Raw genomic sequence first — 26,660 nt, 5'->3', positions numbered from 1 at the left:
AGGATACGCTGGTGGTACGACGAAGGACCGTCAGCCAATTGTCCTGGTCCTCATGGGGATCGGCTTCCTGTGAAAGCTTGCAGAGATACGCGGGCGACCTCCCGAAGCGCCTCGCGGTCGGCGCCCGAGGACGCCAGGACACCCATGCCCGAGGCAACGGTCGATAGGAACCGCGCCAGTGAAGCCGGGTCGGCCTCCGCCGGTAGATCCCCGATCTGCTTGGCCTGAAGGAATCGCTCGCGGAGCTCCGTCTCCGTCTGCGCGCGCCGGGTTGCCAATTCGAACGGGATGTTCTCCGAGCCGGCCCCGCAGGCGAGCCCGCCCTGGACCAGGAGGCAACCGGGCGGATTGGCGGGATCGGTATGGCTCTCGGCGATGCTGCCCAGGAAGCGCTCGGCCACGTCGCGCGCCGTGGCCCCTGCCAGAACGAAGCGCATGTGTTCCGAGCGCCGCTGCGCGTAACGATCGAGGGCGGCCTTGAGCAGGCCCTCCTTGCTGCCGAACGCCGCGTAGAGGCTGGGCGGTTTGATGCCCATGGCCTTCGTCAGCATGGCGATGCTCGCGCCGTCGTAGCCGTGCCGCCAGAACACCTCCATCGCCTCGTCGAGGGCCTTGTCCGTGTCGAAGGACCGGGGCCGCCCCATCACCATTGTCCGCACACTCCAACTTTTGTATCGAGTGGTAGATAAGTCACTTGACGCATTGCGTCCATGCCGACATGTGTAGCGATCTATACAGATGTCGGAGTCGCTCGTGGAATCCCAGCCTCGTTCCATACAGGGTCTCGCACGCGTCAGGCGCTTCGCCGCCGGAGGGCTCGCGATCGCGTCCCTGTTGGGGGCAGCCTACCATGTCGCGCCCACGTCGCTGATCAGGGGCAGTCAGGCGATTGCGGCTACGCCGCCCGTCGAGACCGCCATGCCGGCTTCGGTCGCGACCGTCGAACCGCGCGACGTCATCCTCTGGGACGAATTCTCGGGCCGGCTAGAGGCGGTCGATCGCATCGAGGTGCGGGCCCGAGTCGGCGGCGCGATCCAGGCCACGCATTTCGCGGAAGGCGAGCTGGTCAAGGCCGGGGACGTGCTGGTGACAATCGATCCCGCACCTTACGCGGCGGAGGTCCGGCGGCTGGAAGCTCAGGTAGCGGGCGCCGAGGCGCGCGTTGCCATGACGGCAAGCGACCTCGAACGCGGGCAGAGGTTGTCGGATCAGCATATCGTCACGGCGCGCGATCTCGACGTTCGAGCCAACGCGTTCAAGGAAGCGAAGGCGAGCCTTGATGCCGCGCAGGCGGCGCTGGAGGCGGCACGCCTGAACCTCGGCTACACTCAAGTCCGGGCTGCCGTGAGCGGTCGCGTCGGACGGCGCGAGATCACGCCGGGCAACCTCGTGGCGACCGGCGCTGGGGCTGCCGTACTGACCACGCTGGTCTCGGTCGACCCCGTTTACGCGAGCTTCGATGCGGACGAGGGCGTCGTCCTGAAGGCGCTGGCGTCGATCGCGGATCCGGCCGGTGGCCGCGGCAAGCTCGACCGCATCCCCGTGGAGATGGCGACGGCCGATGGCACGCGGGCCAAGGGGCATCTGCAGTTCATCGACAACAAGGTCGATGCCCGCAGCGGCACGGTTCGCGTGCGCGCGACCTTTTCCAACAGCGACGGCCGCCTGATCCCCGGGCAGTTCGCGCGAATGCGGCTCGGTCAGGCCGCACCGGAGCGCCTTCTCCTCGTCGACGAGCGCGCGATCGGCACCGATCAGGATAAGAAGTTCGTGCTCGTGGTCGGCGCGGACGACCGAGCCATGTTTCGGGCCGTCACCCTCGGCAGGGCCGTCGAGGGATTGCGCGTCGTGACCTCCGGCCTGTCCGGCGGCGAGCGTATCGTGGTCAACGGGCTGCAGCGCATCCGGCCCGGCACCCTCCTGCACCCCGAAGCTGTGGCGATGGGAACGCGTCCGGACGGTACCGCGTCCGGGACGAGCAAGCTCGCCCAGCGCTGACGGACTGCGCCTCGCCCGGCCGACCAGAAGTCCCGACGCAATGATTACGGCGACCCGCTCGCGGCCGCCCTATCGACCTCTGACCTCGCGCCCTCGGAGGGCGGCATGAACCTCTCCAAATTCTTCATCGACCGCCCGATCTTCGCGGGCGTGCTCTCGATGCTCATCTTCATCGGCGGCCTGCTTTCGCTCTTCGCGATGCCGATCTCCGAGTATCCGGACGTGGTGCCGCCGTCCGTAGTCGTCCGGGCGACCTTCCCGGGCGCGAACCCAAAGGTCATCGTCGAGACTGTGGCGACGCCCATCGAGGAGCAGATCAACGGCGTCGAGGGCATGCTCTACATGTCGAGCCAAGCCACGACGGACGGCATCATGACGCTGACCGTCACCTTCCGCCTGGGCACCGACCCGGATAAGGCCCAGCAGCTCGTCCAGAACCGTGTCTCGCAGGCCGAACCGCGGCTGCCGGCGGTCGTGCGCCAGCTCGGGATCGTGACGGTGAAGAGTTCTCCCGACCTGACGATGGTCGTTCATCTCGTATCGCCCAATGGCCGCTACGACATGACCTACCTTCGCAACTATGCGGTGCTGAACATCAAGGACCGCTTGGCCCGCCTCGATGGCGTCGGCCAAGTGCAGCTCTTCGGTTCGGGCGACTATGCGATGCGGATCTGGCTCGATCCGCAGAAGGTCGCCGAGCACGGCCTGTCCGCGGGCGACGTCGTGCGCGAGATCCAGGCCCAGAACGTCGAGGCCGCCGCCGGTGTCATCGGCGCATCACCGGCCGTCCCGGGCATCGATCTGCAGCTCTCGCTCAATGCCGAGGGTCGCCTGAGCAGCGAGGAGCAATTCGCCGACATCGTCGTCAAGACGGGAGCAGACGGCGCCATCACCCGGCTTCGCGACGTCGCGCGGATCGAACTCGGAGCCTCCGACTACGCCCTCCGATCCCTCCTCGACAACAAGTCGGCGGTCGCGATCCCGATCTCCCAATCTCCCGGCTCGAACGCGATCCGCATCTCGGACGAGGTCCGCCGCACCATGGCGGAGATCAAGCAGACCATGCCGGAGGGTGTGGACTACCAGATCGTCTACGATCCGACCCAGTTCGTGCGCGCCTCCATCGAGGCGGTGATCCACACCCTGTTGGAGGCCATCGCCCTCGTCGTCCTTGTGGTGATCCTGTTCCTGCAGACGTGGCGGGCCTCGATCATCCCGCTGCTCGCCGTGCCGGTCTCGATCGTCGGCACCTTCGCGGTGATGCATGTCTTCGGCTTCTCGATCAACGCGCTGAGCCTCTTCGGCCTGGTGCTCGCGATCGGCATCGTCGTCGATGACGCCATCGTCGTCGTGGAGAACGTCGAGCGGAACATCGAGAGCGGGCTCTCACCGCGTGAAGCCAGCTACCAGGCCATGCGTGAGGTTTCGGGGCCCATCATCGCTATCGCGCTGGTGCTCGTCGCCGTCTTTGTGCCGCTGGCCTTCATCAGCGGGCTCACCGGCCAGTTCTACAAGCAGTTTGCTCTGACCATCGCGATCTCGACGGTGATCTCGGCCATCAACTCCCTGACCCTCTCACCGGCCCTCTCCGCCCTCCTGCTGAAGGATCATCACGCCCCGAAGGACCGGCTGACCCGAATTCTCGACGGGCTCCTCGGCTGGTTCTTCCGCCGGTTCAACCGCGCCTTCGGGCGGGCCTCGAACGGATACGGAAGCGGCGTCGGCTTCGTCGTGTCGCGCAAGGCGACGATGATGGTCCTCTATGTCCTGCTCGTCGGCCTGACCGCCGTTCTGTTCCGCCAGATCCCAGGCGGCTTCGTGCCGGGGCAGGATAAACAATACCTCGTGGGTTTCGCGCAGCTGCCCGACGGCGCCACCCTCGACCGGACCGAAGAGGTGATCCGCCGCATGAGCGAGATTGCGCTCAAGGAGCCCGGCGTCGAGAGCGCCGTCGCTTTCCCCGGCCTCTCGATCAACGGGTTCACCAACAGCTCCAACTCGGGCATCGTGTTCTCGACCTTGAAGCCTTTCGACGAGCGCAAGGATCCCTCCTTGAATGGAGCGGCCATCGCCCAGTCGCTGAACAGGAAATACGCCGCAATTCCCGAAGCCTTCATCGCGATGTTCCCGCCACCGCCCGTCAACGGGCTCGGGACCATCGGCGGCTTCAAGCTGCAGATCGAGGATCGGGCCGGCCTCGGCTACGAGGCGCTGAATGATGCCACCAAGGCGTTCATGGCCAAGGCCGCCCAGACGCCCGAACTCGTCGGATTGTTCTCCAGCTTCCAGATGAACGTGCCGCAGCTCTTCGCCGACGTCGATCGGACGAAGGCTCGCCAGCTCAACATACCGGTCACGGACATCTTCGACACGCTTCAGATCTATCTCGGATCTCTCTATGTGAACGACTTCAACAAGTTCGGCCGGACCTACTCAGTGCGTGTCCAGGCCGACGCGCCCTTCCGAGCGCGCTCGGACGATGTCGGGCTGCTGAAAGTCAGGGCCGGCACCGGCGAAATGGTGCCGCTCTCAGCCCTGCTGCGCGTCCGCCAGACCGCGGGCCCAGAGCGGGCTATGCGCTACAACGGCTTCCTGTCAGCCGACATCAATGCCGGTGCAGCGCCCGGCTATTCGTCAGGTCAGGCTCAGGCCGCCGCCATGCGCATCGCGGCCGAGACTCTGCCGCGCGGTTTCGCCTTTGAATGGACGGATCTTACGTATCAGGAATTCATCGCGGGCAATTCCGGGGTTTGGGTGTTCCCGCTGGCGCTGCTCCTGGTCTTCCTCGTGCTGGCCGCGCAGTATGAGAGCCTCGCCCTTCCGTTGGCGATCCTGCTGATCGTGCCGATGGGCCTGCTGGCCGCCATGTTCGGTGTATGGTTGTCGGCAGGCGACAACAACGTGTTCACGCAGATCGGCCTCATCGTGTTGGTCGGCCTTTCGGCCAAGAACGCCATCCTGATCGTGGAGTTCGCGCGCGAGCTGGAATTCGCCGGTCGCACGCCGCTTCAGGCGGCGATCGAGGCGAGCCGCCTCCGACTGCGTCCGATCCTGATGACGTCGATGGCCTTCATCATGGGTGTCCTACCACTGGTGACCGCGACGGGCGCCGGCTCGGAGATGCGACGCGCGATGGGCGTCGCGGTGTTCTCAGGCATGATCGGCGTGACTGCGTTCGGCCTGTTCCTGACGCCGGTCTTCTACGTGCTGCTGCGTCGGTTGAGCGGCAACAGGCCCCTCAAGCAGCATGGCAACAGCACGTCTGTTCTATCTGAAAGCAGCATCGCGGAAGCCGCGTAGCCGATGCAGCGGGTCGGCCGGATCCCGACCCGTTTGGCGCACGCCCAATCCGTCCTCTTCGGAACCGCCCCGTTCTCGGACCCTCAGGACGTCCGTGTCTCCGGGCCTGCGGCGGCATCAAAGCTTGAACCTGAAGCGACGACACCGATTCCAAAAAGTGCATACCATTCAAGATCTTCACGCGCTGAGTATTGTTGCCGAACGTGGCCGCAGACCACTTGGCAAGCTGCTCGATCTCGCCAAGCTCTGAGCAGATCTGCAGAAGAGACTATCGTTCGGTTCTGATTGCGACCTGACAGAATCTTGCAGGACCGGCGGATGGCAGGTCGCGCACGGAGCGCGTTTGATTGCTCACCCGATTGAGAACAGGGGTCGACAGAGCCACGCGCACCGTCAATCCTCGAGGTCCAGAGGCTGGCGTCAGCGAAGCGTCAGTTACGCCGCCGCCCGGCTGGCCATGTAGTGGCGCCAGCCACCGAACCGCGTGATATCGACCGCACCAGCGACGCCGGCCGCCTCCACGAGGAAGCCCTTCGGTGCGGTCCCGTCGGCGAGCCGTAGGGTGCCGATGCCGAGCGGCTCCGGGATGCCGGCCACGAAGGTCCCGAACGCAGAAGGGGGCAACGCCCATACCTCGGTCTCGATCGCACCACCTTCGTCGACGGCCACCCGAAGCAGCCCGGGACGATGCGGCGGGCCGCCGGGCAAGGCATAGAGGCGGTAATCCGGTCGAGTCGCCACGGTCCGCAAGTACCGTGCCCCGTGCTCGGTGAGTTCGCGATTTAGGGGCAGACCCGACAGATGCGCCCCGACGACCGCCAGCTCGAACTCGCCGGGCTGCGCCTGGGCCGGACCCGGTTCCGCGGCCGGTACAGGATACGTCCCGGCGCCGATCCGGACAGCGGCGGCGGCATGCAGACGTGCACCCAGGGTGGCGAGCAGGCCGTCGCACCCGCGCGGCGCGAGCAGGGTGAGCCCGGACGGAAAGCCGTCGGCGCGGGGCCGCCCCGGGATTGCGAGGGCGCACCAGTCGAGCAGGTTGACGAAGTTGGTGTAGGTGCCGAGCTCGCTGTTCGGCCCGATCGGGTCTGCGACCACCGACGCGCAGGTCTGCGGGCGCGGATAGGTCGGTACGGCGAGGACATCGATGTGGTCCCAGATCGCGCTCGCGTCGCGACGCAGCTCCGCCAGGCGGTAGAGGCCCGCGAAGGCGTCCGCGGCGCTGTAGCGCTCGGCGGCGGCAATGACCGTCCGCGTCGTCGGGTGCAGGATCTCGGGGCGGGTCACCATCACCGGGCGGATCGCCGCGTAGCGCTCGGCGACCCACGGCCCGTCGTAGAGCAGGCTCGCGACAGCGAACATCGGACTCAGGTCGATCGGCACCCCGGTGCCGATGAGCGGTTCGAGGTCGGCCACCGATGCCGCGAAGGCCGCTTCCGAGAGCCGGTCACCTCCGAAATGGAGGCTCGCCGCGTCCGGCAGGCCCAGGCGCAGTCCCGCCGGTATCCCGGCCGGCGCCGCAGCCACCGGCAGCGTCCGTGACCAGGGATCGGCACCGTCGAACGCCACCATGACGCGGAAGGCCGCGTCGGCGTCGGCGACCGTGCCGGCGAAGACCGAGAGCGTGTCGAGGGTCCGGCAGGCCGGCAGCATTCCGCGGCTGGAGACCGCCCCGAGGGAGGGCTTCAGTCCGACGACGTTGTTGAGCGCCGCCGGCACCCGGCCCGAGCCCGCCGTGTCGGTCCCGAGGGCGAATGATACGATTCCGTGGGCCACCGCGACCGCCGAACCGCTGCTGGACCCCCCGGGCACATAGGCCGGATCGATGGCGTTACGCGGGACGGGATAGGGAGTCCGCAGGCCGACGAGCCCGGTAGCGAACTGGTCGAGGTTGGTCTTGCCGATCAGGATCGCCCCGGCGGCGAGGAGGCGCGCGACCGCGGGCGCGGTCTCGGCGGGGGTATGGGCGAAACCCGGGCAGGCAGCGGTGGTCGGCAGGCCGGCGACGTCGATGTTGTCCTTCACCGCGAAGGGCACGCCCCAGAGCGGCATCGTCGCGGGGTCGAAAGGCGGGAGTGCGGCCGCTGCGGCCAGCGCCTCGGCCTCCAGCACCAGGGCGAGGAAGATACCGGGATCATCGACCGCCGCGATCCGTCGATAGGCCTCGGCCACGACGGCACGCGGGTCGAGGCCGTCGGCATAGGCCGCGTGCAGGAGCGAGATCATTGGGAAGGGGGGCACAGCGGCTCCTCAGCTCAGGCCGGCACGAAAATTTACGACACGTCGCCGGCGGCGCTGTACCAGTCGAGGATCTCGGCCCCTTGCATGAAAACCGCGTCGCTGCGCGCCAGGATGGCATCGAGCAGCCGCTCCAGCAGGCCGATCCGGTGTGGAACGCCGGTGATGTAGGGGTGGATCGCGAAGCCCATCACCTTGGCGCCCCCAAGGGGCCCAGAACCGGCGGCCTCCGCGGCAAGGCGGTCGAGATTGGCGAGCGCCCGCTCCACGAACTCGTCGGCCCGATGATGCTGGATGGCGAGCAGCGTGATGTCGTTCAGCTCGACAGAGTAAGGAAGGGCCACGAGAGGCCCGGTGCGCGTCGCCACCCGGCACGGACGGTCGTCGACCACGAAGTCGCCGACATACTCGATGCCAGCCTCGTGCAGGTGATCGGGCGTATCGAGGGTCTCGGTGAGACCCGGCCCGAGCCACCCGCGCGGCGGACGACCGGTGGCCTCGGTGATCGCCGCCACCGTGCGGGCGATCATCCCGGGCTGGTCCTCGACCCGGTGGGTCGGGACTTGGTGGAAACCGTGGGCCATGAACTCCCAGCCGGCCGTGTGGGCGGCCTCGGCAATGCGGGGATAGGCTGCGCAGACCGAGCCATTGATCGACAGGGTCGGGCGGATGCCGCGACTCGTGAACGCCTCGAAGAAGCGCCAGAAGCCGACCCGCATGCCGTATTCGTGCCAAGCCCAGTTCGGGATGTCGGGCAGTAGACTCGCGCCGGTCGGCGGCACCAGGATCTGGCGCGGCATCGGATGGTCGATCAGCCAGTGCTCGACATTGACCACGGGCCAGACGGCAATCTGCTTGCCCGCGGGCAGGGTGATCCGAGGCCGGTCAATGGCGGCGCAATAGGCGAGCCGGTTCTCGGGCCGGCGGGGATCGTCGAACGAGGTCTCCATCACGCCGCCACCCGCGGCGCGTGGTGACTGTGAAGCTGGGCCGCGAGCATCCGGCGGAGGTCGTTGAAGGCCGGGCTGGACACGTCCCGGCGCCGCGGAAGGTCGACCTCATGCACCGCCTCGATACGGCCGGGACCGGGCGACATCATCACGATGCGGTCGGCGAGGAAGATCGCTTCCTCGATGGCGTGGGTCACGAACAGGATCGTGAGCCCCGTGCGCGACCAGAGATCGAGCAGCTCGTCCTGCAGTCGCTCCCGGGTCATAGCGTCGAGCGCGCCGAAGGGTTCGTCCATCAACACCACCTCGGCCTCGTTGGCGAGCACCCGGGCGATGGCGACGCGCTGTTTCATCCCGCCGGAGAGCTGGTGCGGATAGGCGTCGGCGAAAGCCTGGAGCCCGACCAGGGCAATGTAGCGCTCGGCGGCGTCGCGCACCTCTGCGGCGGGCCGCCCGCGCGCCTTGGGGCCGAAGCCGATATTGTCGCGCACCGAGAGCCACGGGAACAGGCCGTAATCCTGGAAGACCATTCCGCGGCTCGGCCCCGGCCCCACGATGGGCTTGCCCCACATCAGGGCCCGTCCGGAACTCGGGGCCTCGAAGCCTGCAGCGACCCGCAGCAGCGTCGACTTTCCACAGCCCGAAGCGCCGAGCAGGCAGACGAATTCGCCGCGGGACACCGTGAGGTTCGCTTCGCGCAGAGCCTCAGTCCGTCGCCCGCCTACCCCGTAGGTCTTCGAGACCGCGCACATGTCGAGGATCGGGATCGTGGGGTCAGCCATCGGACTCAGCCATGATTGGGACTCCAGGCGAGCAGGCGGCGTCCGAGCTGCATGACCAGCCAGTCGGAGACGAAGCCCGCGACGCCGATCACCGCCATGCCGCAGATCACGATCTCGGTGCGCGAGAGCTGGCGCGCCTCCATAATGATCGCGCCGAGGCCGGTCTGGACGCCAGTCATCTCGCCGACCACGATCACCACCCAGGCGAAGCCGAGGCCAAGCCGAAGGCCGGTGAAGATCGATGGCAGCGCCGCCGGCAGTACCACCCGGACGAATTGCGCCGGCCCGGTGCAGCCGAGCATCGCGGCCGCCTCGAACAGGCGCGGTTCCACTGAGCGTACCCCGAACACCGTGTTGACCAGGATCGGATAGAACGCGCCGAGGAATACCAGGAAAAAGGCCGAGCGCGGCCCGAGGCCGAACAGGATCATCGCCAGCGGCAGCCACGCGGTGACCGGGACCGGCCGCAGGACCTGCAGGACGGGATCGAGGAGCGCCCGGACCAGCTGGACGCGGCCGATCAGCAGACCCAGCGGCAGGGCTGCGGCAGCCGCGAGTGCGAAGCCACCGTAGACGCGAGTCAGCGACGCCGCGAGATGAGTCCACAGAGTGCCACTGAAGGCATCGTCGTTGATGCCGCCGATGGCGAGGTCCCGCAGCTCGGCCCAGACCTCCGCGGGAGGCGGGATCAGGCTGTAGGGCCGGCCGGCGGTGGTGAATTGCCAGATCGCGACGAGCGCGGCCGGCACCACGCAGGCGAGCGCCAGTCCACGCAGGCGGGCGAGCCCGAGTCCGGCCCGACGGGCGGGGGCCGGTGGTACCGTCGCCGGCAGAGCGCTGGCCTCGATCCCGGTGCTCACACCCGCCCCATCGCGTCGACGAAGCGGGTGTCGATGAAGCCTGGCTCGGGCAGTCGCTTGATCTGCTTCAGAGCGAGCATGTGCTGCGCGTAGGCGCCGGCCTGCCGGACCTCGTCCGGCCCCAGACGCCAGGTCAGCTCGACATTCGGGGCCGAGAGTTCCAGCGCCTCGCGCTTCTGCCCGAGCTTGGCCACCGCCATGGCGATCATGGCGTTGCGATCGCCGGCGGCGAAGTCCGTGGCCTTGCGATGGATCTCCAGCATGGTCCGGACGAGGTCCGGTCGCTCGGCCACCGTGTCGCGATGGGCGCCGAACACCATGTTCAGGGCGCCCATCTCGGTGCCGTAAGGATACTCGACGAGCTGGCCGACGCCCGAGGCGAGGCTGACGCCGGGGCCCGGTTCGGCGCCGACATAGGCGTCGACGTCGCCGCGGGCGAGCGCGATGTGCATCTCCGAGAAGGAGACCCGCACGGGGGTGATGTCTTTCACGGAGAGGCCCTCCATGCGCATCCGCTCCAGGACGAAGACCTCCTGGGTGCTGCCGGGCCAGATCGCGACCCGCTTGCCCCGCAAGTCCTTGATGGCGCGGATGTCAGAGTCCTTCCTGGCGATCACCGCCATGCCGCGGTTGCAGGTGGAAGCGATGACCGCAAGCGGCTCGCCCGCCGCAGCGCCCAGCGTCGCCGCTGCAATGCCGAAGGTGCCGAAATCGACCGACTTGGTGACGACGGCGTTCTTGCACTCGGCGGGGCTCTCGAACGGAACCACCTCTACCGTTACGCCGACCGGCGTGAAGCGCTCGTAGAAACTCGGCGCGATCGAGTGAATGAGCTTGAGCGAGCCCATCCGGATTGTGACGGGGCTGCCCTGAGCACGCGCCCCCGACAGTGGAGCGGAGGCGAGGCCGGCCCCGAGACCGGCCAGGAGGGTACGGCGGCAGATCATCGAACGGCTCCTGCAGGCTCCCGATGTCTTGACGCTAGGGGCGGCTCCTGTTGCAAGGAAGTGCTATTTTCTGAGTGTATCGTTGCTTTTACAGCAACAGGGACGCAGGATGCCGGCGTGAAACACCTGCGTACCGTCACTTACGTTGCCGAGGTTGCCCGCGCTGGCTCAATCCGGCGCGCCGCGGAGCGGCTGAACCTGACGCCTTCGGCCTTGACTCGACAGATTCAGGACCTCGAATACGAACTCGGCACGCCGATCTTCGAACGCCTGCCGCAGGGGATGCGGCTCAATGCAGCCGGCGAGCTTTTCGCCCGCCACATCCGCGACCAAGCGGCCGATCTCGACCGGGTCCGCTCGCAGATCGCCGATCTGTCAGGGGTGCGGCGGGGCCACGTGTCGCTCGCCTGCAGCCAAGCCTTCGTCACGCAGGTCGTGCCGGAGGAGGTCGAAGCCTACCGCGCCCGTTTCCCGCAAGTGGGCTTCACGGTACAGGTGCGCGACCACGCGCAGGCGGTGACCGCCCTGGTTGCGTTCGAAGCGGATCTCGCCTTGATCCTGCAGCCGCCACCCTCGGCGGAGCTGCACCCACTCTATTCCGGTCACCAGACCCTGTGTGCGCTGATGCGCAGGAGCCACGCGCTGGCAGCGGACAATGGGCCGGTGCGGCTGCGTGACTGCCTCGCCCATGCCCTGGCGCTGCCCGACCGATCGCTGGCCATCCGCCATCACATCGAGCACGCTCTGGCCCGTCGCGGCGTCGAGCTGCGGCCGGTGGTCGAGTCCGGCTCGCTGGAATTCCTACGTAATCTCACTCTGCGAGAGGATGTGATCAGCCTGCAGGTTCCCAGCGGTATCCCGGAGGACCCGCGCCTGCACAGCCGGCCGATCGACGCCCGCGACCTCACTCCGATGACACTGGTTCTCGCGCAGTTGCGCGGGCGATCACTCTCCGTCGCTGCGGCGAAGTTTGCCGATCAGCTTGTTGCTCGCCTCAACCGGAACTCTGCCTAGCGTCTGTCGTCGGCCTAACCATCTGGCGGAGCGCGCGCTTTATGCCTTCCTTCTGGGGAAGGACGATGCTGAGCAAGACGCAATGGGACTGTTCCGGAAATCGGCAGCGTGATCGAGCGGCGGAGCCCTGCGGGACAGATCAGGCGCGACCGGGGTTCGCCGTCCCTCCGTCCACCTCCTCCTCGGTGGGAAGCTCGCAACGGTTATGGATGTCAGTGGCTGCGACCGCGCCGTGGCCCATGGCGACCACGATCTGGTCGAGCCCCCGCACGACCCCGCCGGCCGCGTACAGGCCCGGCACCGTCGTGCGGTTGTGCTCGTCGACGATCAGCGCCTTGGTCCCGTCGTGTTGTGCACCGAGAGCGACTGCAAGTCCGGAGCGGATTCGCAAGCCGAGAGCCGAGTAGAGCACCTCGAAGCGGTGCTCAGTGCCGCAAACCGTGCGCAACAGCGTGAGCCTGGACCCCTCGATGGTGAGGCCGACGACGGGTTCGCGGACGATCTTGATCCCGTGCTGCGCTACGCGCACAGCTTCGGTCGCATCGAGGTCCATGACCCGGCCCAAGGTCATCAACGTCACGTCGCGAGAGTAGGTCCGCGCGACGAAGATTGCTTCGCCGAGGCCCCTGTCGCCGTGGCCGATCACCGCGATGCGCCGGCCCCGCGCCTCGTAACCGTCGCAGATCGGGCAGTAGCGAACGAGCCCGCGCCGGACCGCATCAGGCAGGTCGGGGAAGCTGGGCTCGATGTCATCCGCGCCCGTCGCGAGCAGAACTCGACGCGCTCGGACCTCGAGTGCGTCCTCGGTTCCGGGCATCTCTACCGTGGCGACGAAGCCGCCCTTCGCCTTGCGCAGGTCGCTGACAATCCCTGGCGCTACATGGAAACCGTAACGGGCGAGGTGTTCGCGCTGACGTTCCAGGATTTCCTTGCCGGAGAGTCCGTCGGCAAAGAGGGGGACATTGTGGCTAGTCGGAATCCAAGAGGCACGGGAATCCCCCGCATCCACGACCATGAACCGGCGTTCGAAGCGGGCAAGGTATAGCGCGGCCGTCAGGCCTGCCGGCCCTCCCCCAACGATCAGGCAATCGAGCGGTGCGTCCGCGGGTTTGGTGCAGAGTTCGGCCATCGGTCCACCTTCACCAAGCTCGTCCCGCACCACGGCTGGCGCCAGGCAGCCACAGATCCTGCGAACTGCGACCAAGCGTGCATCATCCGGAACACGGGCCACCGGCGGCCGGTTCACGCTTCCACGGCTGCCTGCGTCACGGCGAGAGACCAGCGAACGTGCATCACGCCCCTTCTTCGTTACGGCTCCTCATCGCCGAGAGCGAGCCGCCCGAGGCACGTGAAAGCCGGCGCGAGAGCGTCGGCCGGTCCTCGGGTGAGACCTACATCGACACCCTTCTGGAGCTGGCACCGGGTGCGCAGTGTGACCGGGTCATGCCGGCGGATGCAGGTGCCGGGCTTCCTGCTGGCACCTCCCTGGCCGCGTATGACGGCGTGTTCCTGACAGGATCACCGCTCCACCTCTACGAGGAGACGCCGGAGACGCGGCGCACGGTCGCGTTCATGCGCGCGGTCTTCGCCTCCGGAACGCCGTCCTTCGGTTCGTGCGCCGGCCTTCAGGTGGCCACCGTCGCGGCAGGAGGCACCGTGCGCCCCAATCTTCGCGGCTACGAGGCCGCGTTCGCTCGGCGCATCACCGCGACCGAGCGGGGTCGCAGTCACCCGCTCCTGGCAGGACGGCCGGCCTGCTACGACGCTCCCGCGGTGCACACCGACGAGGTCGAGAGCCTGCCGGAGGGAGCGGTGCTCCTGGCGAGTAATCGGGTCAGCGTGGTTCAGGCTGCTGAGATCCGCTTCGAGGGCGGCGTGTTCTGGGGTGTGCAGTACCATCCCGAGATCGCGCTCGATGAAATCGCCGGGGCGCTCCGCCGGCAGGCGGACGGCTTGATTGAGGCGGACCTGGCTCGGGGCCGGGGCGAGGTGGAAGCGTATGCCGACCTCGTCGACGCGCTGCATCGCGAGCCTGGACGGCGCGACCTTGCCTGGAGGCTGGGGTTGGACGAGCAGGTCAGCGACCACGGCAAGCGCCTGACGGAACTCCGCAACTTCATCGAGTCACTCGTCAAGCCGCACAGAGCTTCACGGGACCGAAGCTGAGGGTCGTTCCTTGCCCGCGCGGCTGGGCAACCAACGGGCTTGCCGGCGAATGTCGCATCGACCCGGCGCCGCAATTCTGCACGTCGGGCGTTCCCGGTCTCGGCGCCACGCTTGCAGCTGCAGGATTACCGGAGAGAGGCGCGGGTCGCGCCGGTGTGCCGATCGTCGCCACAGGTCCCGGCGCCGATGATTTCAGCCCTCAAGACTCCGCTGACGCGAGCAATACAATCCGAAGTCAAATCCTGGACCCAGGCCTCCGGTAAGCACATCGAAGAGGCGTTCAGAGCCGGGACATAAAGCATACGCATGATCTTCACTCCAAATTGTGTGCCTCTCGTCGAACGGAGGCAGCGAAGGCCTCTCCAGCCTCATGGACAACCAGACCGAGCGCGGCGGAGAAGCGCTGTACGCCGCCTTCGTCGGCGCACCCGCGCCATCAACGACCGACTTATGACGTCCGCGTCCGACAAGACGATGCTGCCGGACGCAGTTCGGCCGCATCTTGGCCTGCAACGGGCACTGTTCAACGCGGACGGATTGTCCGACGGCGCGAATCAACCGTTCGAGACCGTCCTGGCGGGCCTCGACCTAGCACTTCGTGTCCGACCCGATGCTGAGGCGCACGCATTTCGTTGCCAATGCCTCGATCCGCGCCGGAGCTTGCTCGCAGGCGCCAGCGGCTTGGTCCGCGAAATAGCGACTGCCGCGGATCTCGTTCCGGAGACCCTGCTGCATGCCTGGCGCCATCGGGGTCAGTTCAAAGCAGGGACGAACCTGGAGGCCTGTGAATTTACGATCCTACGCAACCGAGAGTTTCATTGACGTCTCGGTTCGGCTCGACTTCTCGACGATGGCTTTGAACAGACTGGTGCGTGAACTCGTACTCGTGGTGCTGCTGGCGCATGTCGGAGCCGCGCGGGTCACCATGGGATGCGGCATGCCGAACTGCGGCAAGTCCCCCAATCACCACCGGAACGCACTATGCTGACGTCCTGAGTTCGACCGGGCCGGCAGCCGTGGCGATCGACCGGAAGGCGCGCACGAGATCACGGTCGAGCTTGCCCTCCATCCCGGCTAGGACTCCGAACGCTTGGCCAGGCTCCATCGGGCTTTTGTACGTACGGCGCTCGATCAGCGCGCCGAAGATGTCGCAGATCGTCACCAGCCGCACGAGGTCCGGGATAGCGCGGCCCTGAAGCCGGTCGGGATAGCCTGATCCGGCCAAGAGCTCGTGATGGGAGCGTACGACTGCGAGCATCTCCTCAGGGTAACCGTAGCCTTGCAGCATATCGTAGCCCTTGACGGGATGGGTCTGGACGATGGCACGCTCCGCCTCGTCGAGCACGCCGCGCTTGTTCAGGATCGCCAGCGGAATGCGCGACTTGCCGACGTCGTGCAGTAGGGCCGCCTGGGTCAGGCGCTCGCAGTCGGCTCTGGACATGCCGAGATGCTGGGCGAAGCCAGCGGCAAGGCCGGCAACGAGCAGGGAGTGCTGGTGCGTGATGTCGTCGAACTGCCAAACCACTTCGAGCCAGGATCGCACGTCGGTCTCGCGCAGCGCGTTCTCGATATAGGCCGCTCCCGTCGCGATCAGGCTTGGCTCCAGGCTTCTCCCGTTTCTTCCAAGGGCGAGGATCCGAACCAGCACCTCGCGCGCGCCCTCTGCTTGCCCGCTCAGGCGGACAGCAGAATCTTGCGGCGTCGCCGCAGGCGAGCGCGGCTGCATGAGCGCAAGGCGTTTGGCTAAGTGTTCGACGGGAACCGCGTAGGTTGCCTTGAGTGCAGTTGCCTGGGCATGGGCGCGCGCGCTCGCTTCGTGCAAGATGCAGAGGAAAGGCTTGCGCAGATCTTGGAGCGCATCGAGGTAAAGGCGCAACGCCGCGATCGTCTCGGACCGCGAGAACGAAACGTCGCTGACAATCACGCGGACGCTGGCGCGTTCGATGTCGGACGGGCGCTGATTAGGATCGAGCACGTCCATGATCCGGCTGGATCCTAGGTGGACGAGGTCGCGTGCGAGTCGCTGGGCTCGCAACGGGGTATCAGTCAGGAACAGGATCTGCACACCAGCCTCGCATGCACCGACGATGGGGCTCTGGGATGATGCGCGGCGCGCCCTGTCCCGGCGATGGCAGCGAGTTGTAGTCTCCAGCATCTGTCATGCGCTTAATACAATTGCCGAAAGACTCGGGCAATCGACGGTTGTCGTGTGGCGGCGTGATACGAAAGCTGTCATTGGTGCAGGGTCCGCGTTCGACGTGCAATTTTCCGGGGAAATCTCAGGGGCGTGCCTATGCGCGGCAGCCCTGATCCCCGCCGCCTTCGACAGACAGGCCCGCAGCGCGATCCGTGTTTGACGCAGGTCCTCGAACCAGGGCTCGTTGGCTGCCCTCGATTACAGACCGCACCCGTTCATGCGCGTTCAGCAGCATGAGCAAGGCGCGCGCGACGAGGCACGCCAGCAGACCCAGGCAGCCGGCCAGTTGCCCCGGAAGCAGAGCGACACGGCCACGGCCTGCATCCGGGGGTTCGGGAGGATCGGGACCGCAAGACAGATCCCGACGCCGAGCATTCAGCCGCAGACGACAGCTGCTCGGTCACGCCGGAAGCCAGCCGGAAGACAGACTGGCCGAGCGGCAGGACGATCCCATCGCGCCGGGCGCGGATCGTGCCGACCGGCGGGCTGCGAGACGCGTTCCCTGCGCCTCGATCAAGCGACCGCGAGGGCCTTCTCGGCGCGCAGGCGCAGAGCCGCGCGGTCGATCTTGTTGGTCGAGGCGAGCGGCAGCGCCTCGACGAACCAGACCCGGCGGGGGTGCTGGTAGGCCGGCGCGTGGGCGAGCGCGTGGGCCTTGAGGGCGGCCTCGTCGACGGTGGCGCCGGGTCGGCGGACCACGAAGGCGACGGGCTTGGTGCCCTTTATGGTATCCTCCACCGGCACCACGCAGGCCTGGAGCACCTCGGGGTGGCACTCCAGCACCAGCTCGACCTCGCCGGGGAAGATGTTCTCGCCGCCCGAGACGAACATGTCGTCGGTCCGGCCGAGAAAGTAGAAGAACCCGTCCGCGTCGCGGCGGAACACGTCGCCGGTGTCGTAGAAGCCGTCCGCCGTGATCGGCACGGGCACGTCCGGCCGGTTGTGGTAGCCGAGCATGATCGCGGGGCTGCGCATCTGCAGGACGCCGGTCTCCGGTGCGTCCGGCCCGACGAGGCGCACCGCGACCTGGGGGTGAGGCGTCCCGACCGACGCGACCGGCGTCGGCAGGCCGTCCGGATGGTCGCCGAACACGACCGGGCCGCCCTCGGTGGTGCCGTAGGCATTGAGGATGCGGGCGTTCGGCAGCAGGGCGCGGATCTGCCGGGCCAGGGCATCGTTGACCGGCGCCGAGCCCATCCGCACCGTCCGCACGCCGGTCAGGTCGGCCTCCGCTAGGAGATCCTGCTCCCGCAGCATCATGGCGATCATCGGCGGCACGGCGGTGAGCCACGTGCAGCCGTGGCGGTCGATCGCCGCGATGTAGGCCCGGGCCTCGAACTGCGGCAGCAGCACCATCGTGGCGCCGGACGCGCAGACGAGAAGCGCCAAAGCCAGGGCGTTCATGTGGTAGAGTGGCGCCGCCACGAGCAGCCGGTCGTCGCGCAGGTCCGTCTCCGCGGCGCGGGTCCGGGCTACCCAGAGGTGGCTGGCATGGCTCAGCCGCACGCCCTTCGGTCGGCCCGTGGAGCCGGAGGTATAGAGGAACAGGGCCGCCTCATCGGGCTCGGGCACGACCGGCACGAAGGGCCCGGGATCGAGCCAGGCCGCGAAGCCCTCCGGCCGGTCATCGTCGAACACGGCGACCCGCACATCGGTGCCGAGCCCCGCCAGCATCGCCCGGCGCGGGCCGTCGCAGAGCACGAGCCGCGCCCCGCAATCGGCGAGCACGGCGGCGATCGTGGCCGGCGGGAACTTGTGATTGACCGGGACCGGGACCACGCCGGCCCGCATCGCGCCGAGCAGCGCCGCGACGGTATCGGGCCGGTTGGCCGCGAGGATCGCGATCCGCGCGCCGCGCGCGATCCCGCCGCGCCCGAGGCCGCGTGCGAAGGCGTCGGCTCGGGCGTCGAGGTCGGCGCGGGTCATCACCTCGGGCTCGCCATCGAAGGCGACGCCGATAATCAGCGGCTTGTCCGGCGGCCCAGACCGGTCGACGAGGTCGCCGAGGTTGGTCGGAACCGTGTCCGGGCGCATCATGGGGCTGCCCTGCACGGGAGATGGAGGCCGAAGGCCGGCAGCGTCAGCTCCGCCGTGTCCGGCCCGTGCCGGACCCACGTCGCCTCCGGGAGGACAGCCGCGCGGGCCTCGAGGGCGTCGAGGCCGCGGAAGCGTAACGCCAGGGCGGCGAAGCGGGCGATCGGCCCAGGCACGATCGCGATCCGCGTCTTGCCGAGCCGGAGCGTCCAGACGTCGCCCGCGGCCTCTGCCGGCGCCCCGCTCGCGGCAGCGTAGAGATGGGCATCGGCCTCGGGTGCGGGGCTCTCGATCGTCAGCGCGTCGATCCCCGCAAAACCGTTCGGATGGTCGAGCCACTCGGGGCGCCAGACGAGATCCGGGGTCAGGTGCTCGCAATGGTAGAGGCGGCCCGCCGGGAACCGGTCGGCCGGCACCCGCACCGTGCGGAACCGGGCCGCTTCCTCGCGGCCGTCGACGGTCACGGGGCGCGAGAAGGCGACGGGCGGGCCGGCCGCCAGTCCCACCGCGGCGAGCCGCGCATGGGTTGCGTCGGCGTCCCGGCTCGCCACTACGAGCCCGTTCAGGCCGAACGGGCTGTCCAGAACGTCCTGCCGCTGCGCGCCGGTCTCAGGGATTCCGACGAGTTCCAGGTAGGGGCCCGTCGTCATCATCAGGTGGTTGATCGAGCCCAGCGAGTGGTGGCCACGGGGCGTGATCCGGAAGCCGAGGGCGGCGAAGAGCTCCGCCGCCTCGTCCATCCGCCGCAGCACGTTGATCACCACATGGTCGAGGGTCCCGTCCGCCGGGGCGGCGGGGCTGGCCCCGGTCATTTGGCCGGCGCCGTCATGTAGACGCCGCGGCCGCTCGCGAGCAGGCGTCCCGCGTCGTCGAGGATCTGCGCCTCGGCTACCGAGAGCTGGTTGCCGAACTTCACCACCGTGCCGCGGCAGGTGAGATCGCCCTGCATCGCGGCCCGGTGGTAATCGACCCGCAGATCCACGGTGGGGACGCCCCGCCCGGTCTTGGAGACCAGCGCCCAGTCGGCGGTGAGATCGACGAGGGTCGCCAGGATGCCGCCGTGAACGTAGCCGCGCTCGGCGTTGACAACCCATTCCGGCCGCCACGTCGCCTTCAGCTCGATCGTGCCCTCGCCGACGGCGACGACGGAGAGGCCGAGCCACTGGTGGAATGGGCCGCGCAGCAGCAGCGCCTCGACCTGCTCCTTGCTGAGGGGGGTGTCGGACATGGCCTCTTGGCTCCTTGCACGGGTCTCTCCTCCCCCTTGCGGGGAGGAGTTGGAGGTGGGGGTGGCTCAGGATGGGGCGCTGCGGTGCCTTCTGCGCCACCCCCACCCCTGACCCCTCCCCGCAAGGGGGAGAGGAAAGCCCCTCGGTGGGAGGCGACGGTACTGCAGCCGAAGGCGCGAGCTCGGGCGGGCGTCAGGGGGTGACGACGATCTTGCCCATGACCTCGCGGTCGCGGATCATCCGCAGGCCCTCGGCGGCCTCCTCGAGGGGCAGGAGCTTGTCGATGGTCGGCTTCAGCGTGCCGGCCTGGATCATGTCCATCAGGGCCGACAGGTTGTCGTCGTAGAAGCTGTTCGAGCCGATCACCTTGAGCTCGAAGCTCCAGATGTAGCGGAGATCCTCCTTAGGATCGTGTCCCGCGGTCGCCCCGCAGACGAGCAGCGTGCCGCCGCGCTTCAGACACTTGAGCGAGGGCACCCAGGTATCGCCGCCGGTGAAGTTGATCACCACGTCGACGCCGCCCTCGTAGGTCCGGCGCTGCGGCTTGCCGTACTGCTGGATCGCCCACTTGGAGAAGTCGGTCTCGCGGTAGTTGACGACGTGGTCGGCCCCGAGCGCCTTCAGCGCCGCCATCTTCTCCGCGCTGCCCGCGCAGGCGATGACCTCGGCGCCGAGCTGCTTGGCCAGCATCACGCAGCCGGTGCCGACGCCGCCACTCGCGCCCAGGATGAGGACCTTGTCGCCGGCCTTCACGGTGTTGTGGGTGATCAGCATGCGGTGAGCGGTGCCGTAGGCGACAGGCAGCGAGGCGGCGTCCGCGTAGCTCACGTCCGGCGGCATCGCGATGAGCTGGCTCGTCGAGACCCGGCAATACTCGGCCATGCCGCCATCGAGCATCTCGCCCATCAGGCCCTTGGCTTTGTTGAGCGGATTGACCAGCACCCGGTCACCAACGCGCCACTCCGTGACGCCCTCGCCGAGCTCGACGACCTGCCCAGCCATGTCGAGGCCGATCACCACCGGCATCGGCACCTTGATGCCGGGCATGCCCTTCACGGTGAACACGTCGTGGTAGTTGAACGAGGACGCGCCGACGCGGATCAGGACCTCCCCCGCGCCGGGCGAAGGCTTCGGATAGTCGTTCACCACCTTCAGCGTGTCGATGTCGCCGTGCGCCTCCAGCACGAGCGCCTTCATGGTCTGAGCCATCGTTGAAACCTTCTTCTGCCGATCGGTGGAGAGCTACGGGATCGTCTTCGACCGCTCGTAGGGGCCGGGGTTCAGGGCCGTGTCCGGCAGGCTGCCCTGAACGGCGCCGACCGCCTTGAACACCTCGAACTCCCGCTTCAGCGAGGCGATGTCGGCGGGCTCCAGGCTGACCGTGTAGATGCCGTCCCAGAGACCCGCGTAGGCGGCGGCGTCGGCATCGCTCAGGTTCGCGGCGGCCTTCAGGATCCCGGCCACGGCCGCCTTGTCGGCTTGGCCGAAGGCGTAGGCCTTGCGCATCGCCGCCACGACCTTGGCGGGGGCGTCCGGATTCTGCGCCATCCAGGCGTTGCGCATCAGGCCAACGCCGAGGACCGGTGGCGCGTCCTGCCGGGTGAGCTGCTTCCACTCCGCGCGGAAGGTGCCGAGGCGGCGCAGCTTGACGTCCGGAAGAAGCGCCAGGGTCACCGTGCGCAGGGCGGCGGCGTCGATGTCCTTTTGGACGAGGAATTGCGCCAGCCGGGAATCGTTGCCGGGCACGGCCTGGTAATCCGCGGGCCTGAGGCCGTGATTGGTCTCCAGGATCGCCGCCGCGATGGCGGCGGTGCCGCTGCCGGCCGGCGAGGTGCCGATCTTCTTGCCCTTGAGGTCGGCCATCGTCCGGATCGGAGAATCCGCGGGGACGACGAAATCGAGGTCGGCCACCTGCGTCGCCAGGACGATGCTCATCGGCAGCCCGTCGGCGGTCACGCTCAGCGCCGTCCCCGCGCTGGCAGCGATCGCGAAATCGATCGCCCCGGCGGCCATGGCCTTGGTCGGCGCGTTCACGTCCGGGAACTTGACGTACTCGGCCGTCAGGCCCTCCTTCTCCATGAACTTGCCGGCCTCCAGCACGGCGCCGAAGCCGAGGCTGATGCCGGAGCTCCAGTAGCCGATGCGCACCGTCTCGGCGCGCGCGAGGGCCGGCAGGCAGATTGCGCAGAGCGCCGTGGCGGCGAAGACGGCACCGCGGCCTAAGATCCGTTTCAAGGTCTTCTCCAAGTCGTGGGCGTGCAACGGAGGTTTTCCCGCGTGGTGCCAACCGTCGTCACGGCTGCGCGACCTTCTTCCAGGCGAACAGGTGCTGTTCCGCCGGCTTCAGGACGAGCGTCTCGACCCCGATCATCAGGGCGACGAGGGTGAGGGTCCAGGCGAAGACCTGATCGGTCTGGACGAGGTCCGCCGCCTGCCGCAGGCGGTAGCCGATGCCGCTGCTCGCCCCCAGCGACTCGGCCACGAGCACGACCCGCGCCCCGAAGCCGATGGCGAGGCGCGCGCCCGAGAAGAAGGCGGGCAGGATCGTCGGCAGGTAGATCTTGGTCAGCACCTTGTGGCGCGGCATACGGAAGGTGCGGGCGAGCTCGAGATGCTCGGCGCTGACCGTGCGCGTGCCCTGCCAGACATTGGTCAGGATCAGCGGCATCGCGGTCATGAACACCACGAAGATCGTGGTCCAGTTCGAGAGACCGAACCAGATCAACGCGAAGATCGCCCAGATCGCCGACGAGACGGTGTTGGTCACCGTCAGCACCGGTTCGAAGAACCGGCCGAGGCGGGGGCTCGCGCCGAGCAGCAGGCCGAGCGGCAGCCCCACGAGGGCCGCGAAGGCGAGGCCCGCGCCGATCCGGCCCAGCGTGATGCCGAGATCGGCGGCGAAGCTCGGCGTGGCGACGAGGGCGAGCCACGCGTGCCAGACCCGCGCGGGGCTCGGCAGGACGAAGCTCGGTGCGTGCAGCGACCCCAGCTGCCACGCGGCCAGCGCCAGTGCGAGCAGGGCGAACCGCTGCAGGAGCAGGCCCGCCCGGCGTCCGGCCCCGGACGTCCGCGTCTGCCGGATCAGGCGGGGCGGTGTCTTCACGAGCATCGCGCGCTCGCGGCGGAGAGGCTGATGCGCAGGCGCCGGACCTCCTCCGCGACCTCCGAGGAGAGAGGGTCGCGGGGGTACGGCAGATCGATCGCCCGGACCGCACCGATCCGGCCCGGCCGCGGGTGCAGGACGACCACCTGGCTCGCCAGCACCACCGCCTCCTCGACGTCGTGCGTGACGAAGACCAGGGTCATCGCCCGCAACCCGGCGATGCGCAGCAGCTCCGCGTGCATCTGCGCGCGGATCTCGGGATCGAGCTTCGAGAACGGCTCGTCGAGGAGCAGGATCCGGGGCTCGGTGACGAGGCTGCGCGCGAGCGCCACCCGGCTGCGCATGCCGCCCGACAGCTCGTGCGGGTAGGCGTCGCGGAAGGCTTCGAGCCCGACGAGACGCAGGGTCTCGTCGACCCGCCGGGCCCGCTCCGCCCGGCCCATGGGCCCGGCCTCGAGGCCGAAGGCGACGTTCTGGGCGGCCGTACGCCAGGGGAGCAGCCGGTCCTCCTGGAACATGTAGGTCATGGCCCGCCAGTCGCGGAAGGCGTGCGACGGGATGCCGTTCAGGAGGACGGCGCCCTGATCGGGCTCGACCAGTCCGGCGATCATGTTCAGGAGGGTGCTCTTGCCGCAGCCAGACGCACCCAGGATCGCGACGATCGCGTGCTGCGGGATCGCGATGTCGATGGTGTCAAGGACGTGGAGCGGCCCGCCCTCGCGCCGGTCGAACCACTTGCTGACCTGGTCGAGCTCGACGGCGTTCACGGCTCGCCCCCGTCGGCCACCGGAGGCTGCACCGGCGCCACAACCGCGGTGTCGCGCAGGCTGGCGATGACCTTCTCCATCGTCATGGCCCGGAAGGTCTCGACGTGGCGGCGCGCCACCAGGGCGGCGCTGTCGGCATCCCCCGCCACGAGATGCTCGATCAGCGCGGTGTGGTCGTTCTCGATGTTCGGCCGCACGCCCTGCACGCCGAAGCCGAGCGCGACGAGGCGGGTCATCTCGTCGAGGAGGCCCGACAGGGTCCGGTAGAGGCGCCCGTTCCCCGAAGCCGCGGCGATCGCGAGGTGGAAACCCCGGTTGGCCTCCAGGAAGAAGTCGATCTGGTTGCCCATCTCCACGGTGATCTTGCGGCGGCAGGCCTGCTCCAGGCGTTCCAGATGCGCCCGGTTCACGCGGCCGGCGGCTCCTCTTGCCGCGAGGGGCTCGAGTTCCATCCGAAGGGCGAAGACCTCGTCGACATCCTTCACGGTCACCGGGCTGACCCGGTAGCCGTGCCGCGGCATCGAGCTGACGAAGCCTTCCTGGGCTAGGCGCTGGAGCGCGATCCGACAGCTCGCCTTCCCGATCGCGAACCGCTCCATCACCTCGGCCTCGGTGAAGCGCGTGCCGGGCAGAAGGCGGCAGGCGACGATCTCGCGCCGCATGAGGTCGTAGGCCTGATTGCCCTTGCGTGTGGCGTCGGGGACGGCGAGCACCGTCGCCGTCGGGCGCGCGGGCCGGGACCTGTCATCGCGCGTCGTCATCGCACCTCGCTGTTCGGGCATTGAGGCTCCCACAGCAAGCTGTGAGCTGCTCACCGCACGCACGACATGTGCCAACCGCGCGCCGGCCCGGCCGTGCGCGACGGGCATCGGCGTGTGGAACGGTCGTTGGATGTCGACATTCGTCGTACGGTGGGAGGCTCATACGCGCCGTGTGCTCAGATCAGCGCGTCCTGTGAGCATTCCATGACGTATTTATGCGCAGCGGGCTGACGACCTGTAAATGGAACGCGCGTCTAATTTTCCCGAAGTTATTGGAAGGAGAGCGCTTTCGAGGCTTCTCGGCGCAGAACAAACTGTTTTTTCTTTGGGCAGAGAGCGCGTGTTCGCGGCCTCCTTGACGGTGCCTTAGACTATGTCGGGCTGGCCTCTCCGGTGCTCATGCCCCGCTATGACGCGGCGCAGGAGCCGAGCCAGGGTGTCCTGCTCCGAAGCGGTGAGGGCCTCGACGGTCAGCGCGTGCGCGGCTCGCGCCGCTGGCTCCATCGCGCCGTGGAGCGCGGCCCCCGCCTCCGTCAGCCGGCAGACCTGCGCGCGGCGGTCGTAGGATGAGGTCGTTCGGCTCACCAGACCACGGGCCGCGAGGCGCTTCAGGGCGCCGGTCGTCGTCGTCCGGTCCAGGGCGACCGCGCTCGCGAGCGTCGTCTGATCGGCCTCCTCAAGGTCGCGCAGCAGCGAGAGCAGGCTGTACTGGAGCGGGGTGACGCGAAACGCGGCACAGCGTTCGGCGAAGAGGCTGACGTGGATCTGGTGCATGCGGCGGGCGAGGAAGCCGGGGCGCTCGGCCAGGGGCCAGTGCCGCGCGTCCGCCACGCCGTTCGCCGCGCTTGCCGAGGCCCCTGCCTCTGCCGACCCCGCCGCGAATCCGGCGTCCGGGACCTCATTCATCGTCCGACTCCGCAGAACGGTTCCAGTCTTGGCACGCTGTGTGCAACGCCGGAATACGAAGCATGCTTCGCTTTTGGCAAGCGCAAGGCCGGCGCGCGCCGGCCGGGACCACGAGGTCGACATGGACAATCGCCGCTACGATCTGGTTCTGCGGGGCGGGCGGGTGATCTGCCCAGCCTCCGGCATCGACGGCATCCGCGACGTGGCGGTGCAGGACGGGCGCATCGCGGCCGTGGCGGAGACGATCCTGCCCTCGGCCGCCGCCGAGGTGGTCGACGTCGCGGGCAAGCTCGTCCTGCCCGGCATGATCGACACCCACGCCCACGTCTACCAGTACGTCACCGGCCGGTTCGGCCTGAACCCCGACATGGTCGGCGTGCGCTCGGGCGTCACCACGGTGGTGGACCAGGGCGGCCCGTCCTGCATGACCCTGCCGGGCTTCCGCCACTTCATCGCCGAGCGGTCCGAGACGCAGGTGCTCGCCTTCCTGTCGGCCTACCTCGTCGGCGGGCTGGAGGGGCATTTCTACCCGAATCTCTACAGCCCGGACGGCGTCGACATCGACGCCACGGTGAAGTCGGCCACCGAGAACCGCGACCTCGTGCGCGGCATCAAGGGCCATGCCGAGATCGGCGGCTTCGCCCGCTGGGGCATCAAGGTGATGGAGATGGCCGCAGAGATCAGCCGGCGCTCCGACCTGCCACTCTACGTGCATTTCGGCCAGCTCTGGGGCCTGCCGGAGTCGGGCGCCAACGGCGAGGATGCCGACACCATCGTTGAGCGGGTGATCCCGCTGCTGCGGCCCGGCGACGTGCTGGCCCACCCTTTCACCCGCCACCCGGGCGGCTTCATCAACGAGCAGGGCGAGGTCCACCACATCATCCGCCGGGCCATGGAGGCCGGGCTCAAGGTCGATGTCGGCCACGGCAGCCACTTCTCCTACCGCGTGGCGCGGGCCTCCCTGCCGGCCGGCGTGATCCCCTACACGCTGGGCGCCGACATGCACGGCTACAACACCGAGATCCCCGAGGTGAAGAAGCCCGCCGGCACCCCGGACGAGCACCACGACGACGAGAACCATCCGTTCCTCGGGCAGGCCCGGTTCAGCCTCACCCAGGCGATGAGCTCGATGATGGCGCTGGGCATCCCGCTGGAGGAGGTGGTGCCGATGGTGACGTCGCACCCGGCCGAGATGTTGCGCATGGGCGACCGGATCGGCGCCCTCAAGGTCGGCTACGCGGCCGACGTCTCGGTGCTGCACGACGATCGCGGCCGCTTTTTGCTGCGCGACAACGAGGACACGCGGGTGATCGCCGACCGCCTGCTGCGCCCGGCCTTCTGCCTGCGCGCAGGGAAGCGCTTCGAGGCCGACTCGCCGATCCTGCCCCAGGCGATCGCGGCCTGAGGT

24 protein-coding genes are annotated in these 26,660 nt (G+C 68.3%); 7 read left to right on the top strand and 17 right to left on the bottom strand.

Annotated features, from left to right (window positions below):
* Positions 1 to 50: 50 nt before the first annotated feature.
* Positions 51 to 650, bottom strand: coding sequence for a TetR/AcrR family transcriptional regulator (locus BLT59_RS20530; RefSeq protein ID WP_091784656.1), 600 nt, complete (start codon positions 648 to 650; stop codon positions 51 to 53).
* Between the two features lie 88 nt (positions 651 to 738).
* Here BLT59_RS20530 and BLT59_RS20525 point away from each other — a divergent pair, with 88 nt between their 5' ends.
* Positions 739 to 1,998, top strand: a complete 1,260-nt coding sequence (locus BLT59_RS20525) for an efflux RND transporter periplasmic adaptor subunit (RefSeq protein ID WP_091784653.1) — start codon at positions 739 to 741, stop codon at positions 1,996 to 1,998.
* A 105-nt stretch (positions 1,999 to 2,103) separates the two neighbouring features.
* Positions 2,104 to 5,298: an efflux RND transporter permease subunit gene (locus BLT59_RS20520; RefSeq protein ID WP_091784650.1), complete on the top strand. Its 3,195-nt coding sequence runs from the start codon at positions 2,104 to 2,106 to the stop codon at positions 5,296 to 5,298.
* A 435-nt stretch (positions 5,299 to 5,733) separates the two neighbouring features.
* On the opposite strand, the gene atzF is transcribed toward BLT59_RS20520, so the two are convergent.
* The 5 genes from atzF to BLT59_RS20495 are packed head-to-tail and all read right to left on the bottom strand — an operon-like array spanning position 5,734 to position 11,075.
* Positions 5,734 to 7,524: an allophanate hydrolase gene (gene atzF / locus BLT59_RS20515; RefSeq protein ID WP_091784646.1), complete on the bottom strand. Its 1,791-nt coding sequence runs from the start codon at positions 7,522 to 7,524 to the stop codon at positions 5,734 to 5,736.
* 47 nt (positions 7,525 to 7,571) lie between these two features.
* Complete coding sequence (locus BLT59_RS20510; RefSeq protein WP_091784643.1) at positions 7,572 to 8,486, bottom strand: polysaccharide deacetylase family protein; 915 nt, start codon at positions 8,484 to 8,486, stop codon at positions 7,572 to 7,574.
* Entirely contained in the window at positions 8,486 to 9,268 is a 783-nt protein-coding gene (locus tag BLT59_RS20505) for an ABC transporter ATP-binding protein (protein ID WP_091784640.1), read from the bottom strand. The genes BLT59_RS20510 and BLT59_RS20505 overlap by 1 nt, the downstream gene beginning before the upstream one ends.
* A 5-nt stretch (positions 9,269 to 9,273) precedes the next feature.
* Positions 9,274 to 10,128: an ABC transporter permease gene (locus tag BLT59_RS20500; RefSeq protein WP_091784637.1), complete on the bottom strand. Its 855-nt coding sequence runs from the start codon at positions 10,126 to 10,128 to the stop codon at positions 9,274 to 9,276.
* Positions 10,125 to 11,075 (bottom strand): ABC transporter substrate-binding protein, encoded by a 951-nt coding sequence (locus BLT59_RS20495; RefSeq protein WP_091784634.1) that lies wholly within the window; start codon positions 11,073 to 11,075, stop codon positions 10,125 to 10,127. Before BLT59_RS20495 ends, BLT59_RS20500 begins: the two co-directional genes overlap by 4 nt.
* A 117-nt stretch (positions 11,076 to 11,192) precedes the next feature.
* Here BLT59_RS20495 and BLT59_RS20490 point away from each other — a divergent pair, with 117 nt between their 5' ends.
* Positions 11,193 to 12,089, top strand: coding sequence for a LysR family transcriptional regulator (locus BLT59_RS20490; RefSeq protein ID WP_091784632.1), 897 nt, complete (start codon positions 11,193 to 11,195; stop codon positions 12,087 to 12,089).
* A gap of 139 nt (positions 12,090 to 12,228) precedes the next feature.
* On the opposite strand, the gene BLT59_RS20485 is transcribed toward BLT59_RS20490, so the two are convergent.
* The gene (locus BLT59_RS20485) at positions 12,229 to 13,218 is read right to left on the bottom strand and encodes an NAD(P)/FAD-dependent oxidoreductase (protein WP_091784629.1); all 990 of its coding nucleotides are present in this window, start codon (positions 13,216 to 13,218) and stop codon (positions 12,229 to 12,231) included.
* Positions 13,219 to 13,376: 158 nt separating this feature from the next.
* Here BLT59_RS20485 and BLT59_RS20480 point away from each other — a divergent pair, with 158 nt between their 5' ends.
* The 3 genes from BLT59_RS20480 (at position 13,377) to BLT59_RS31610 (ending at position 15,243) form a co-directional block, all read left to right on the top strand.
* A complete protein-coding gene (locus tag BLT59_RS20480) occupies positions 13,377 to 14,255 on the top strand; it encodes a type 1 glutamine amidotransferase (protein WP_091784627.1) in 879 nt (292 codons plus the stop codon).
* Positions 14,256 to 14,705: 450 nt separating this feature from the next.
* Positions 14,706 to 15,077, top strand: a complete 372-nt coding sequence (locus tag BLT59_RS30710; RefSeq protein ID WP_139174078.1) for a hypothetical protein — start codon at positions 14,706 to 14,708, stop codon at positions 15,075 to 15,077.
* 28 nt (positions 15,078 to 15,105) lie between these two features.
* Positions 15,106 to 15,243, top strand: coding sequence for a hypothetical protein (locus BLT59_RS31610; RefSeq protein WP_210185983.1), 138 nt, complete (start codon positions 15,106 to 15,108; stop codon positions 15,241 to 15,243).
* Here the strand turns inward: BLT59_RS31610 and BLT59_RS20475 are convergent.
* The 10 genes from BLT59_RS20475 to BLT59_RS20430 all read right to left on the bottom strand — a co-directional run bounded on the left by BLT59_RS20475 (position 15,235) and on the right by BLT59_RS20430 (position 25,252).
* On the bottom strand, positions 15,235 to 16,320 hold the full coding sequence (locus BLT59_RS20475) for an HD-GYP domain-containing protein (protein WP_175544077.1): 1,086 nt from the start codon (positions 16,318 to 16,320) through the stop codon (positions 15,235 to 15,237). The two genes, BLT59_RS31610 and BLT59_RS20475, sit on opposite strands and share 9 nt — an antisense overlap.
* Before the next feature lie 645 nt (positions 16,321 to 16,965).
* Positions 16,966 to 18,489: a class I adenylate-forming enzyme family protein gene (locus BLT59_RS20470; protein WP_091784896.1), complete on the bottom strand. Its 1,524-nt coding sequence runs from the start codon at positions 18,487 to 18,489 to the stop codon at positions 16,966 to 16,968.
* Positions 18,486 to 19,298 carry a VOC family protein gene (locus BLT59_RS20465; RefSeq protein WP_091784621.1) on the bottom strand — a complete coding sequence of 271 codons (813 nt, stop codon included), beginning with the start codon at positions 19,296 to 19,298 and terminating at the stop codon, positions 18,486 to 18,488. Before BLT59_RS20465 ends, BLT59_RS20470 begins: the two co-directional genes overlap by 4 nt.
* Positions 19,295 to 19,714, bottom strand: coding sequence for a PaaI family thioesterase (locus BLT59_RS20460; RefSeq protein WP_043354697.1), 420 nt, complete (start codon positions 19,712 to 19,714; stop codon positions 19,295 to 19,297). The genes BLT59_RS20465 and BLT59_RS20460 overlap by 4 nt, the downstream gene beginning before the upstream one ends.
* 193 nt (positions 19,715 to 19,907) lie before the next feature.
* On the bottom strand, positions 19,908 to 20,924 hold the full coding sequence (locus tag BLT59_RS20455) for a zinc-binding dehydrogenase (RefSeq protein WP_091784618.1): 1,017 nt from the start codon (positions 20,922 to 20,924) through the stop codon (positions 19,908 to 19,910).
* 33 nt (positions 20,925 to 20,957) lie between these two features.
* On the bottom strand, positions 20,958 to 21,950 hold the full coding sequence (locus tag BLT59_RS20450; RefSeq protein ID WP_244514071.1) for an ABC transporter substrate-binding protein: 993 nt from the start codon (positions 21,948 to 21,950) through the stop codon (positions 20,958 to 20,960).
* Positions 21,951 to 22,008: 58 nt separating this feature from the next.
* Positions 22,009 to 22,824, bottom strand: a complete 816-nt coding sequence (locus BLT59_RS20445; RefSeq protein WP_091784615.1) for an ABC transporter permease — start codon at positions 22,822 to 22,824, stop codon at positions 22,009 to 22,011.
* Positions 22,815 to 23,585, bottom strand: coding sequence for an ABC transporter ATP-binding protein (locus BLT59_RS20440; protein WP_091784612.1), 771 nt, complete (start codon positions 23,583 to 23,585; stop codon positions 22,815 to 22,817). The genes BLT59_RS20445 and BLT59_RS20440 overlap by 10 nt, the downstream gene beginning before the upstream one ends.
* Positions 23,582 to 24,346 carry a GntR family transcriptional regulator gene (locus BLT59_RS20435; RefSeq protein ID WP_091784609.1) on the bottom strand — a complete coding sequence of 255 codons (765 nt, stop codon included), beginning with the start codon at positions 24,344 to 24,346 and terminating at the stop codon, positions 23,582 to 23,584. The genes BLT59_RS20440 and BLT59_RS20435 overlap by 4 nt, the downstream gene beginning before the upstream one ends.
* A 366-nt stretch (positions 24,347 to 24,712) precedes the next feature.
* Positions 24,713 to 25,252, bottom strand: coding sequence for a MarR family winged helix-turn-helix transcriptional regulator (locus BLT59_RS20430; protein WP_244514070.1), 540 nt, complete (start codon positions 25,250 to 25,252; stop codon positions 24,713 to 24,715).
* 121 nt (positions 25,253 to 25,373) lie between these two features.
* Between BLT59_RS20430 and BLT59_RS20425 the strand changes: the two genes are divergently transcribed.
* Positions 25,374 to 26,657 (top strand): amidohydrolase/deacetylase family metallohydrolase, encoded by a 1,284-nt coding sequence (locus BLT59_RS20425; RefSeq protein WP_091784606.1) that lies wholly within the window; start codon positions 25,374 to 25,376, stop codon positions 26,655 to 26,657.
* Positions 26,658 to 26,660 lie beyond the last annotated feature (3 nt).

The organism is Methylobacterium sp. UNC378MF (assembly GCF_900103195.1).
Classification (GTDB): Bacteria; Pseudomonadota; Alphaproteobacteria; order Rhizobiales; family Beijerinckiaceae; genus Methylobacterium.
Note: the sequence above shows the minus strand (reverse complement) of the source record. Positions and strands in the feature narration are given on the sequence as shown.